General features: G+C 56.7%; 13 protein-coding genes. All 13 read left to right on the plus strand.

The genetic code is table 11. The features are described from left to right. Positions 1-198 precede the first annotated feature (198 nt). Positions 199-1,239 carry a phosphate ABC transporter substrate-binding protein PstS gene (gene pstS, locus EH206_RS22605; RefSeq protein WP_009115077.1) on the plus strand — a complete coding sequence of 347 codons (1,041 nt, stop codon included), beginning with the start codon at positions 199-201 and terminating at the stop codon, positions 1,237-1,239. A 204-nt stretch (positions 1,240-1,443) separates the two neighbouring features. Next, a complete protein-coding gene (gene pstC, locus EH206_RS22610) occupies positions 1,444-2,403 on the plus strand; it encodes a phosphate ABC transporter permease PstC (RefSeq protein WP_009115078.1) in 960 nt (319 codons plus the stop codon). Continuing rightward, on the plus strand, positions 2,403-3,290 hold the full coding sequence (gene pstA, locus EH206_RS22615; protein WP_009115079.1) for a phosphate ABC transporter permease PstA: 888 nt from the start codon (positions 2,403-2,405) through the stop codon (positions 3,288-3,290). The genes pstC and pstA overlap by 1 nt, the downstream gene beginning before the upstream one ends. 50 nt (positions 3,291-3,340) lie before the next feature. After that, positions 3,341-4,117: a phosphate ABC transporter ATP-binding protein PstB gene (gene pstB, locus EH206_RS22620; RefSeq protein ID WP_009115080.1), complete on the plus strand. Its 777-nt coding sequence runs from the start codon at positions 3,341-3,343 to the stop codon at positions 4,115-4,117. Positions 4,118-4,131: 14 nt separating this feature from the next. Beyond that, entirely contained in the window at positions 4,132-4,863 is a 732-nt protein-coding gene (gene phoU, locus EH206_RS22625; protein WP_009115081.1) for a phosphate signaling complex protein PhoU, read from the plus strand. Between the two features lie 299 nt (positions 4,864-5,162). After that, on the plus strand, positions 5,163-5,504 hold the full coding sequence (locus tag EH206_RS22630; protein WP_009115082.1) for a type II toxin-antitoxin system RelE/ParE family toxin: 342 nt from the start codon (positions 5,163-5,165) through the stop codon (positions 5,502-5,504). After that, a complete protein-coding gene (locus tag EH206_RS22635) occupies positions 5,501-5,839 on the plus strand; it encodes a helix-turn-helix domain-containing protein (RefSeq protein ID WP_009115083.1) in 339 nt (112 codons plus the stop codon). The genes EH206_RS22630 and EH206_RS22635 overlap by 4 nt, the downstream gene beginning before the upstream one ends. A gap of 278 nt (positions 5,840-6,117) precedes the next feature. Further along, positions 6,118-7,650, plus strand: coding sequence for an ABC transporter substrate-binding protein (locus EH206_RS22640; protein ID WP_009115084.1), 1,533 nt, complete (start codon positions 6,118-6,120; stop codon positions 7,648-7,650). Positions 7,651-7,716: 66 nt separating this feature from the next. Further along, positions 7,717-8,634, plus strand: coding sequence for an ABC transporter permease (locus EH206_RS22645; protein ID WP_009115085.1), 918 nt, complete (start codon positions 7,717-7,719; stop codon positions 8,632-8,634). 9 nt (positions 8,635-8,643) lie between these two features. Next, complete coding sequence (locus tag EH206_RS22650; protein WP_009115086.1) at positions 8,644-9,576, plus strand: ABC transporter permease; 933 nt, start codon at positions 8,644-8,646, stop codon at positions 9,574-9,576. Between the two features lie 10 nt (positions 9,577-9,586). Then, a complete protein-coding gene (locus EH206_RS22655; protein ID WP_009115087.1) occupies positions 9,587-10,582 on the plus strand; it encodes an ABC transporter ATP-binding protein in 996 nt (331 codons plus the stop codon). Continuing rightward, positions 10,579-11,451, plus strand: a complete 873-nt coding sequence (locus tag EH206_RS22660) for an ATP-binding cassette domain-containing protein (protein WP_009115088.1) — start codon at positions 10,579-10,581, stop codon at positions 11,449-11,451. The genes EH206_RS22655 and EH206_RS22660 overlap by 4 nt, the downstream gene beginning before the upstream one ends. Before the next feature lie 94 nt (positions 11,452-11,545). Then, positions 11,546-12,982 (plus strand): M20 family metallopeptidase, encoded by a 1,437-nt coding sequence (locus EH206_RS22665; protein ID WP_009115089.1) that lies wholly within the window; start codon positions 11,546-11,548, stop codon positions 12,980-12,982. The last annotated feature ends 3 nt before the right edge of the window (positions 12,983-12,985 follow it).

Raw genomic sequence — 12,985 nt, forward strand, 5'->3', positions numbered from 1 at the left:
GCCGGATATGCGATGCGAAAGCGTTTCGGCTGTGCCGGAATGACGCAATGGGGCGTGATTTTGCTATTTGTCATAAAACTGTCATATTACATACATTTTACTGTCACTCAACTGTCCTATTTTTCCTCCTGCACACTACACTCTGATTAATCACGACTCCGGGTCGACACTACTTTTGGGTATCCCACAGGAGGGATTATGAAACTTATGCGTACCACTATTGCCAGTATCGCCGCCGCGGCGTTTTCGCTGACGGCGGTTTCCGCCTTTGCCGCCGTCAATCTCACCGGCGCTGGTGCGACATTCCCCGCGCCGGTCTATGCCAAATGGGCTGACTCCTATCAAAAAGAAACCGGTAATAAAGTCAACTATCAGGGCATCGGATCGTCAGGCGGCGTAAAACAGATTCTCGCCAAGACCGTGGATTTCGGCGCGACGGATGCGCCGCTGTCCGACGATAAGCTGGCGCAGGACGGCCTGTTCCAGTTTCCGACGGTTATCGGCGGCGTGGTGCTGGCGGTTAATGTTCCGGGCATCAAATCCGGCGATCTGACGCTGGATGGTAAAACGCTGGGTGATATCTACCTGGGTAAAATCAAGAAGTGGAACGATCCCGCCATCACCAAACTGAACCCGAACGCCAAGCTGCCGGATCAGGATATCGCGGTGGTGCGTCGCGCCGATGGTTCGGGCACCTCTTTCGTGTTCACCAGCTACCTGGCGAAAGTGAATGCGGAGTGGAAGGAAAAAATCGGTTCCGGCTCCACGGTTAACTGGCCGACCGGTCTGGGCGGCAAAGGCAACGACGGGATTGCCGCCTTCGTTCAGCGTCTGCCGGGTTCCATTGGCTACGTTGAATACGCGTACGCCAAGCAGAATAACCTGGCCTACACCAAACTGGTTTCCGCGGACGGCAAAGTCGTCAGCCCGACCGGGGAAAGTTTCAGTAATGCGGCCAAAGGCGCAGACTGGAACACCTCTTTCGCTCAGGATCTGACTAACCAGAAAGGCGAGAATGCCTGGCCGATCTCTTCAACCACTTTTATTCTGGTGCAGAAACAGCAGCCGAAAGCCGAGCTGGGCGCTGAAGTGCTGAAGTTCTTTGACTGGGCTTATACCAAAGGCGGCGATGAGGCAACGGCGCTGGATTATGCTATTTTACCCACTGAAGTGGTAGAGCAGATCCGCGCCGCCTGGAAGGCCAATATTAAAGACGGCAGCGGTAAGGCGCTGTATTAAAAATAACCGGAATTGCAAATAATTAGTATTAAAAACAATTGCATTAAGCATAATTGTACTAAAATCGTACCTGGTTCCTTGTGTTTGATCGCAAGGCCGTTAGCTAAGTTGCTGCTGGATTGATAATGGGGCAAAGAGGTTTGATGACCTCTTTGCCCCACGGCACTTTGGTATCAAACGCGGTTAAATTGAGAAGAGAGACGCATGGCTGAGTATAAGCCAACTATCAAAGCCCCCGGGAAACATGGCGATATCATTTTTGGCGCGCTGGTGAAACTGGCCGCTCTGGTGACGCTGTTGTTGTTAGGGGGCATTATTGTTTCCCTGATTGTGGCCTCCTGGCCCAGCATCGAAAAATTTGGTTTTTCCTTTCTGTGGACCAAAGACTGGGATGCGCCGGCCGAGCAATTCGGCGCCCTGGTGCCGATCTACGGCACCGTGGTCACCTCGCTGATCGCCCTGATTATCGCCATACCCATCAGTTTCGGCATCGCGCTGTTTTTGACCGAACTGGCGCCGGGCTGGCTGCGGCGTCCTCTGGGCGTCGCCATTGAGCTGCTGGCCGCCATCCCCAGCATCGTCTACGGCATGTGGGGGCTGTTTGTTTTTGCACCGCTGTTCGCCAAATATTTCCAACAGCCGTTGGGCAGCGTGCTATCCGGTATCCCGATTGTCGGCGCGCTGTTCTCCGGTCCGGCGTTCGGCATCGGCATTCTTGCCGCCGGGGTGATTCTGGCCATCATGATTATTCCGTACATCGCGGCGGTGATGCGCGACGTGTTTGAACAGACGCCGGTGATGATGAAAGAGTCCGCCTACGGTATTGGCTGCACCACCTGGGAAGTTATCTGGCGTATCGTTCTGCCTTATACCAAGAACGGGGTGATTGGCGGCATTATGCTGGGGCTGGGTCGCGCGCTGGGCGAAACCATGGCGGTCACCTTTATTATCGGCAATACCTACCAGTTGGACAGCATATCGCTGTATATGCCCGGCAACAGTATTACCTCGGCGCTGGCCAATGAATTCGCCGAGGCGGAGTCCGGCCTGCATACCGCCGCCCTGATGGAACTGGGGCTGATCCTGTTTGTGATCACCTTTATTGTTCTGGCGTGCTCAAAGTTGATGATTATGCGTCTGACAAAGAATGAGGGGACGCGCTGATGGCTGCGTTAAACACGGAACAACAAGCGTCGCTGGCGCGTTCGCGACATAAAATGCAGGCCTGGCGGCGTCAGAAAAACCGCATAGCCCTGTGTTTATCCATGGTTACCATGGCGTTCGGCCTTTTCTGGCTGGTGTGGATCCTGTTTTCAACCATCAGTAAAGGGATGGACGGCATGTCGCTGGCGTTATTTACCGAAATGACGCCGCCGCCGAATAGCCCGGGCGGCGGGCTGGCGAACGCCATTGTCGGCAGCGGCCTGCTGATCCTGTGGGCGACGGTGTTGGGCACGCCGCTGGGGATTATGGCCGGTATCTATCTGGCGGAATACGGGCGGAAATCATGGGTCGCCGAAGTGATTCGTTTTATTAACGATATCTTGCTTTCCGCGCCGTCCATCGTGGTCGGGCTGTTTGTCTACACCCTGGTGGTGGCGAAAATGCAGCACTTCTCCGGCTGGGCCGGGGTGATTGCGCTGGCATTGTTGCAGATACCCATTGTTATCCGCACCACGGAAAATATGCTCAAGCTGGTGCCGGACAGCCTGCGCGAAGCGGCCTATGCGCTGGGAACCCCGAAATGGAAGATGATTTCCGCCATCACGCTGAAAGCCTCGGTTTCCGGCATTATGACCGGGATTTTACTGGCGATAGCGCGCATTGCCGGGGAAACCGCGCCGCTGCTGTTTACCTCGCTCTCCAATCAGTTCTGGAGCACGGACCTGATGCATCCGATCGCCAACCTGCCGGTCACCATATTCAAGTTCGCCATGAGTCCGTTCGTTGAGTGGCAGCAGCTGGCCTGGGCGGGGGTATTGCTGATTACCCTGTGCGTTCTGCTGCTGAATATTCTGGCGCGGGTTATTTTTTCCGCCAAGAAACACTAATAATTTTAAGGCGTTGCCTTGCAGCGCCCGTGTAAAAGAGAGAAGTCTTGATGAGTATGGCTACTGAGACATCCACCAGTAAAATCCAGGTTCGCAATCTGAATTTCTATTATGGGAAGTTCCATGCGCTAAAGGATATCACGCTGGATATTGCCGCCAATCAGGTTACCGCCTTTATCGGTCCTTCGGGCTGCGGCAAATCCACGCTGCTGCGTACCCTGAATAAAATGTATCAGCTCTATCCGGAGCAGCGCGCCGAAGGCGATATTCTGCTTGATGGCAATAATATCCTGACCGATAAACAGGATATCGCGCTGCTGAGGGCCAAGGTGGGGATGGTTTTCCAGAAGCCGACGCCGTTTCCGATGTCCATTTACGACAACATCGCTTTCGGCGTACGCTTGTTTGAAAAATTATCGCGCGCGGATATGGATGAACGGGTGCAGTGGGCGCTGACCAAAGCGGCGCTGTGGCACGAAACCAAAGACAAGCTGCACCAGAGCGGTTACAGCCTGTCGGGCGGTCAGCAGCAGCGCTTGTGCATCGCGCGCGGCATCGCCATCCGTCCTGACGTGCTGCTGCTGGATGAGCCCTGCTCCGCCCTGGATCCTATCTCCACCGGCAGAATTGAAGAGCTGATTTCCGAGCTGAAAAAAGATTACACCGTGGTTATCGTCACCCACAATATGCAGCAGGCCGCGCGTTGTTCGGACCATACGGCGTTTATGTATCTGGGTGAACTGATCGAATTCAGCGATACCGACACCCTGTTTACTGCGCCACGGCAGAAACAGACCGAAGATTACATCACCGGCCGCTACGGTTGATTACGGGAAGCATCATGGAAAATCTGAATCTGAACAAACATATTTCCGGGCAGTTCAACGCCGAGCTGGAGCATATCCGCACCCAGGTGTTGACCATGGGCGGGCTGGTGGAGCAGCAACTGACCGACGCCATTACCGCGATGCATAACCAGGATGCCGAGCTGGCGCAGCGCGTGGTGGAAGGGGATGCCAAAGTCAACATGATGGAAGTGACGATTGACGAGGCCTGCGTGCGCATCATCGCCAAACGCCAACCCACCGCCAGCGATCTGCGTCTGGTGATGGCGATCATCAAAACCATCTCCGAGCTGGAACGCATCGGCGACGTGGCGGACAAGATATGCCGCACCGCGCTGGAAAAATTCTCTCATCAGCATCAGCCGCTGCTGGTCAGCCTGGAGTCGCTGGGGCGCCACACGGTGCAAATGCTGCACGACGTGCTGGATGCGTTCGCCCGGATGGATCTGGATGAGGCGGTGCGTATCTATCGTGAAGATAAAAAGGTGGATAAGGAGTACGAAGGGATTGTGCGCCAGTTGATGACGCATATGATGGAAGACTCCCGCACCATCCCCAGCGTGCTGACGGCGCTGTTCTGCGCCCGCTCCATCGAGCGTATCGGCGACCGTTGCCAGAATATCTGCGAATTTATCTTCTATTTCGTCAAAGGTCAGGATTTCCGCCATCTGGGCGGCGACGCGCTGGAAAAACTGCTGGTGGAGAAAGAGGGTAAAAAACAGGGGTAGTTTGCCAATGAAGTTTGCTTTTACTTGGTTTTAGGAAAAACACGGGGATGGATAGGGATATACCGCCCCGTGGTGGTTTTGGTGTTGAAATTGTATGGTGATTGTCCGTTGTTGAGTTGTTGTATGTGGCTTGCTGTTTTTTCCCGCTTGGTTCCAATTCCACCTGTTTCCGTCGTTCACTGTTGCAGAATTTATCGACTCCTATTCCATTGTTTCATTTCATCTTTCTCAATACGGTGATTTTTATTGAGCTTCCTTGCAGGATGTATAAAATTTTATACATACGTGAGGGATGATGTATGATTGGAAAAGAAATAGATTGGCGTGGAAGTGCATTGGATGATTTGAAAGCATTCCCGGAAAAAGCTCGAGCATCCGCAGGTCATCAACTGAGGCGTGTGCAATATGGTCTCGAACCAAATGATTTTAAACCAATTAATAATTGGGGGGCAGGAGTCATCGAGATTCGTATTGATGATGAGGATGGTACTTATCGAGTGGTTTATGTCGCCAAGTTTCCAGAGAAAATTTATGTGTTACATAGTTTTAAAAAGAAAGCTCGGGCTACTTCCAAAAAAGACGTCAATCTTATCAAGGTACGTTATCAAGCGGTAATCATTGAGCGGAGAAAGGAAAAATGACTAATCATATCGACGTTAAGTCTCGTCATATCACGGCGGCGACCGATAATATTTTTTCAGATCTCGGCTTTTCCGCAGAGAAAGCGGAAGCATTGCTATCAGAGTCCGATAAAGAAATTGAACAGGCTTTGGCTATGAAGAAAGCGCTGATGGCTTCAATAGCTGCCTGGATAAAATCGCAAGGATACCGCCAATCTGAGGCTGCAAACGTTTTGCATGTTTCCCGTCCACGCATATCTGATGTCGTGAATCAAAAAACAGAGAAGTTTACCCTTGATTCTTTGGTTGGAATGGCGGGAAAAATTGGTAAGCGAGTAAAACTGGTGATTGAATAGCTTGCTCTCCGTTGTTGCTTTTAAATAGTGCAAAAAAAGAGCATCCCCGCACTATTAGCGCGCTAATTATCTAGATGAAATGCTTATACTAAAAACGTAACTTAATTTCTCAGCCGCAGTATTCAAAAATAGTGCACGCCACGCCTGCGGTTTCTCCTTTTTAGAAATCACTTACCTAAAATCTGTAAGGTTACAAATCCGCTATTGGCTTCAGTCTTGCAATGATTACACCGTGAGTATTCAGCATGGTTTATTCATTAATGGCATGGAGAAATAGCATGACTCGTTCCCTGGCAAGACGGATACAACAATACGCTTTATCTGCATTACTGATGGGATGTGCTTCATACGGCTATGCGGGCAAACAGAACGATACGTTGGTGTATGCCTCGGATAACGAGGTGGAAAATATCAGCCCTTATCATAATACCCTGCGCGAAGGGGTGATTATTTCCAACCTGGTGTGGGACCGGCTGATCTATCGCGATCCCAAAACCGGAGAATATGAACCCCAACTGGCCGCCTCGTGGGAATGGGATGCGCCGGAAATACTGGTTCTGCATTTGCGCAAAGGGATTAAATTCCATAATGGCGATGATTTTAGCGCCGATGACGTGGTTTACACCTTCAATAATATTGCCGGCGATAATACCGATTCCGTGATGCCGCAGAGCGTCAACTGGATAAAGGAAACCGAAAAGGTCGATGACTACACGGTAAAACTGCATCTGGAAAAACCTTTCCCGGCGGCGCTGGAATATTTGTCCGGCCCGACGCCGATCTTTCCCGCCAAATACTACCAGCAGGTTAAGCTGGCCGGCTTCAGTAAAGCCCCGATTGGCACCGGCCCTTATAAGATCACCGGCGTGACGCCCGCGCAGGGCGTCACTATGGAGAAAAACGCCGATTACTTTACAGACAGCCCGGTTGGGCAGCCGAAAATAGGCAAATTACAGTTTGTGGTGATCCGCGATCCGGAAACCCGGCTGGCGCAGCTGATGACCGGCCAGGTCGACTGGATCTGGCGGGTTCCCGCCGATCAGATGACCTCGCTGGAAACCATGCCGAATATCGCGGTGAAAAGCGGCGAAACCATGCGCATCGGTTTTCTGGCGCTGAACACCAACGCCGGCGGGCCGGGCGGGGAACCGTTCAGGGATCTGCGCGTCCGTCAGGCGGTGAACCACGCCATCAACCGCCAGGGAATGGTGGATAATCTGGTGCGCGGCGGCAGTCAGCCGGTCTATTCCGCCTGTTTCTCCGCTCAGGCCGCCTGTAACACCAGCAAAGTGATCAAGTATGAGTACGACCCGGAAAAAGCCAAACGGTTACTGGCGGAGGCCGGCTACCCCAACGGTTTCGATACCGATATCTGGGCTTATCGCGAGCGGGACTACGCCGAGGCGATTATCGGCGATCTGCGTAAAGTCGGCATTAATGCCCGGTTGCATTATGTACAGCACTCGGTGCTGGCGGCCGATCTGATTTCCGGTAAGGCGCCGATGGCGGTACGTACCTGGGGTTCTTATTCCATCAACGATGCCTCCGCCTTCGTTACGCCTTATTTCGGCGGCAAGGGGGATGATATCTGGAAAGACGCGGAGGTCACCGGCATGTTGACCAAGGCTGATGAAACCATCGATACCAAGCAGCGCAGCGCTCTGTATGCGGACGTGCTGGGGCGTATTTCTTCCCAGGCGTATCTGGCGCCGCTGTTTTCCTATTCAACCAACTATGCCTTTACCTCCGACCTGAACTTTGACAGCTGGCCGGATGAGCTTCCGCGCTTTGCGCTGGCGAGCTGGAAGTAACAGACCCAGGGGAATCGGCAGCGCTATCGATTCCCCCCGATATCCGGTGAGAATGAGGAACAGCTCATGATTATCTATATGTTGCATCGGCTGCTCGTGGCGCTGGCGGTGCTGTTTACCGTGGCGATCGTCAGTTTCTCTCTCCTGCATCTTTCCGGCGATCTGGCGGCGGCGATTGCCGGACCGGACGCCACGGCCGAGGTGGTCGAGCGTATTCGGGTGCAGTATGGGCTGGATCAGCCGTTGACCACGCAGTTCGCGCACTGGATGTGGTCGGCGCTGCATCTCGATTTCGGCCGCTCGTTCTATTTTGAAAATACGGTGATGGAACTGGTCGGCCAGAGAATGCCCATTACGCTGAAGCTGGGGGCGGTTTCCCTGCTGCTGGCGTTGGTGGTGGCGATCCCTCTCGGGGTGCTGGCCGCGGTATTCCGCGATACCTGGATCGACAGATGTTCCGTTTTTATTTCCGTTATCGGACAGGCGATGCCGAATTTCTGGTTTGCCCTGCTGCTGATCGTCGTCTTTGCCGTGGGTCTGAAATGGCTGCCGGTGGCGGGAAACGGCAGCTGGCGGAACTTTGTGTTGCCGGCGATCGCCCTTGGCTATTACGCCATGCCGTCGCTGATGCGCCTGACGCGCTCCGGCATGCTGGACGTGTTGGGTTCGGACTATGTCCGCACCGCGCGGGCCAAGGGGCTGAGCGCCTTCCGGGTCATCGTCAAGCACGGTCTGCGTAACGCTATCATTCCGGTGGTGGCGCTGGCGACGGTCGAACTGGGCTTTATGCTGGGCGGATCGGTGGTGATTGAGTCGGTGTTTGCCCTGCAGGGATTGGGGCAACTGGCGTGGGACTCCATTTCCCGCAACGACTTTCCCGTGGTGCAGGCCATCGTGTTGATTATCTCGGTGTTTTATATCGGGCTGACCTTTCTGGCCGATGTCCTTAATGCGGCGCTCGATCCGCGTCTGCGTACCTCATAGGGAGCTTCCATGAAAACCTCTTCATCACTCTCTTCCACGCTGGCGGCCAAGGCGCCGATGCCCGAAGCGGGGCTGATTGCGGAGCCCGCGCCCTGGCGCAAGTGGCTCGGCAGCATTCTCGGCCATCACAGCATGACGCTCGGCCTGACTATTCTGGCGGTTATCGTGCTGGCGGCCGTCCTTGCGCCGTTAATCAGCCCGCACGATCCCTACGCGCAGGATGTGAGCCGGCGTCTGATACCGCCGGTATGGCATGAAAAAGGCGGTTGGGAACATATTCTGGGCACCGACAAGCTGGGGCGCGACTATCTGAGCCGGCTGCTGTTCGGGGCCAGGGTGTCGTTAACCATCGGGCTGGTTTCGGTGCTGGTGGCCGGGTTTATCGGCATCACGCTGGGGGTGCTGGCCGGCTATTTCGGCGGCCGGGTGGATGCGCTGGTCAGCTATATCCTGACGGTCCGTCTGTCCATGCCGATCATCCTGGTGGCGCTGGCGACCGCTTCGCTGGTGGGCGGATCGGTGAAAGTGGTGATCCTGCTGCTGGGATTACTGCTGTGGGATCGCTTTCTGATTGTCTCCCGCTCGGTAACCCGGCAGCTGCGCGAGGCGGAGTTTATCGCCGCCGCCAAGACGCTGGGCGCCTCCTCGTTGTTCATTATGCTGCGCGAAATCCTGCCCAATCTGCTCGGCCCGCTGACGGTGGTGGCGACGCTGGAAATCGCCCACGCCATTCTGCTGGAGGCCACGCTCTCTTTCCTCGGGCTGGGCGTACAGCCGCCGATGCCGTCATGGGGGCTGATGGTGGCGGAAGGCAAGGCTTACATGTTCTTTCAACCCTGGGTCATCCTGATCCCCGGCATTGTGCTCGCCGTTCTGGTGCTGGGGATCAATCTGGTGGGAGACGGCCTGCGCGACATTACCGCGCTGGACGGACGTAACTGAGGAAAAGACCATGAATAACGACATTTTGCTCGATGTAAAAAACCTGCGGGTCGATCTCCCCACGTCTCGCGGTACGCTGCATGCGGTGCGCGGGCTGGATTTTTCGGTACGGCGCGGGGAAATGCTGTGCCTGGTGGGCGAGTCCGGCTGCGGCAAGTCGATGACGTCGCTGGCGCTGATGGATCTGCTGCCGCGCAAGGCGGTGCGCACCGCGGACCATATGCTCTTCAAAGGCACCGAGTTGCAGTCGCTGAAAAAGCGCGACATTACCGCGCTGCGCGGCGACAAGATGTCGATGATCTTTCAGGAGCCGATGACCTCGCTGAATCCCTCGTTCACGCTGGGTAATCAACTGTGCGAAACGCTCCTGGCGCACCGCAAAGTTTCCCTGTCGCAGGCGCGCGAACGGGCGGTTTATCTGATGGAGCGCGTGGGCATCCCGATGGCCGCCGAGCGTCTTAATCAGTATCCCCACCAGCTTTCCGGCGGCCTGCGCCAGCGCATCATGATCGCCATGGCGCTGATGTGCGAGCCGGAGCTGATTATCGCCGACGAACCGACCACCGCGCTGGACGTCACCATTCAGGCGCAGATCCTGCGCATGCTGCGCGAACTGCAGCGGGAGTTCGGCATGGCGGTGATTTTCATCACCCATGATTTGGGGGTGGTGGCGCGTATCGCCGATCGGGTGGCGGTGATGTACGCCGGGCAGATTGTGGAAACCGCCCCGGTGATGGCGTTATTTAACCAGCCGCAGCACCCCTATACCCAGGCCCTGCTCGACTGCATTCCGATACAGGGCAAGACCATACCGGGCCAGCCGCTAAAGGCGATCCCCGGCGTGGTGCCCAGTCTGATCGGCGTGCAGCAGGGCTGCGCGTTCAGTAATCGCTGTTCCCACTGTACCGATGCCTGCCGCCAGGAAACGCCGTATGTCGATGTGACGGAGCGGCATGCGGTTCGCTGCCTGCGGGCCTTGCCGGTACGGGATGCGGAGGTCGCATGAGCCATAGCATGAACCATAGTGCGGCGACGTCGGCGTTGCCGACGCATATTCCGGGCAATGATGATATCGCGCTGGAGCTGTGTTCCCTATCGCGGGTTTTTCGCCTTAATCGCGGTCTGTTTACCCGCGCGGGCGAGATCCGGGCGGTAAATGATGTTTCCCTGCGTATCCGGCGGGGAGAAACGCTGGGGCTGGTGGGGGAATCCGGATGCGGCAAAAGCACGCTGGCCAAAATGCTGCTGGGCCTGCTGGCGCCGACTTCCGGCAACGTGCTGATCGAAGGCCGTGAAATCGATTCCGGCAGGCGCAAGGAGATGGCGTCGCGTATTCAGCCCATCTTTCAGGATCCCTACTCGTCGCTCAACCCGCGACGCACCGTCGCGGATATTGTGGAGGTGGCGTTGCGTCTGCACGGTATCGGCACGCCCGATGAGCGCAAAGCGCGCGTCAGGGAAATGCTGGACGTGGTCGGCATGCCCGCCCGGACGCACAGCCAGTATCCCGGCCAGCTTTCCGGCGGCCAGCGCCAGCGGGTGGCGATCGCCCGGGCGCTGATTATGCGCCCCGATATTCTGATCTGCGACGAGCCGACGTCGGCGCTGGATGTCTCCGTCCAGGCGCAGATCCTCAATCTGCTGCTGGCGCTTAAACAGGAGTTCGGCCTGACCTACCTGCTTATCAGCCACAACCTGTCGGTGGTGGAGCATCTGGTGGACCATGTGGCGGTAATGCAGAGAGGGTCGATTGTCGAACAGGGCACGCGCGAGCAGATTTTCCACGCGCCGCGGCATCCTTATACCAAATCGCTGTTGGCGTCGGTGCTGACGCCGGAGCCGGGGCTGGGCATTCCGGATATCGACGCGCAGTAACCGCAACGAACGCCCTAACGCACCGACAGGCAGCCGTTCCGCCGGGGCCCTGCCGTCGGCAACTGAATATCGGATAACAGAGGACAGAGTGACGATGACGCGTGAAAAGAGTATCCAGGCAACCGTGGATTATTTTACTTGCGGCGAATTTACCCAAACCCTGGCGCGCCGGGTGGCATACCGCACGGAAAGCCAGAATGCCGACAGCGGGCCCGTTCTGCTCTCCTACCTGACGGATGAGATGATACCCGCGTTGCAGGCGTTGGGGTTCGAATACCTGATCGTGGAGAACCCGGTCGGCGGCAAAGGCCCCTTTTTGCTGGCGCGGCGCATGGAGCCTGAAGCCGCGCTGACGCTGCTGACCTACGGCCACGGCGATGTGGTGCGCGGCTATGACGACCAGTGGCGGGAGGGGCTATCGCCGTGGGAGCTGGTTGAGGACGGCAACCGCTGGTATGGGCGCGGCACCGCCGACAACAAAGGGCAGCACACCATCAACCTGGCGGCGCTGGAGCAGGTGCTGAAAGCGCGCGACGGCCATCTCGGCTACAACGTGAAAATCATTCTGGAAATGGGGGAAGAGGACGGTTCGCCGGGGCTGAACGAGGTTTGCGCGCAATATCGCGACTGGCTGAGCGCCGATCTGTTTATCGCCTCCGACGGGCCGCGGATATCCGCCGCCCGTCCGACCCTGTTTCTGGGATCGCGCGGGGTGTTCAATTTTGAACTGCGGGTGGAGGCGCGCGAAGGGGCGCACCATTCCGGCAACTGGGGCGGGCTGTTGAGCAACCCCGGCATCCGTCTGGCCCATGCCCTTGCCGGCATGGTGGACGCCCGCGGCCGTATTCTGGTGCCGGGGCTGCGGCCGCCGGCGATATCCGCGACCATGCGTCATTTTCTTGCGGATATCGAACTGGGCGGCGGGGCGACGGACCCGGCTATCGATTCCGAATGGGGAGAACCGGGACTGACGGCGGCGGAGAAACTTTATGGCTGGAATACGCTGGACGTGCTGGCGTTCGTTACCGGTAATCCGCACAAGCCCGCCCACGCCATTCCGCCGCGGGCCGACGCGCATTGCCATATGCGCTATGTGGTGGGCAGCGACGTGGCGAACTTCGGCCGCCATATCCGCCGTCATCTGGATGACAACGGATTCGCCGACGTGGAGATGGTTAACGCCGTCAGCCATTACGCCGCCACCCGGCTCGATCCCAGTGATCTGTGGGTGGAATGGGGGAAGGCGTCGATAACCCGCACGTCCGGCGTCAAAACCGCGGTGCTGCCGAACTTCGGCGGCGGGTTACCGAACGCCTGCTTCTCGGAAACGCTGGGCTTGCCGACGCTGTGGGTGCCGCACTCCTATCCGGCCTGTTCGCAGCACGCGCCCAATGAGCATATTCTGGCGGATACGACGCTGGAAGCCCTTAAAATCATGACCGGTCTGCTGTGGGATCTGGCCGAACAGGGTGCGGATATCGTCCGTCTGCGTTCGCAGCTACAGAAATCGCAGTCGGCGGAAACGGTATAAGCG

It is taken from the genome of Brenneria nigrifluens DSM 30175 = ATCC 13028, from assembly GCF_005484965.1.
Classification (GTDB): Bacteria; Pseudomonadota; Gammaproteobacteria; order Enterobacterales; family Enterobacteriaceae; genus Brenneria; species Brenneria nigrifluens.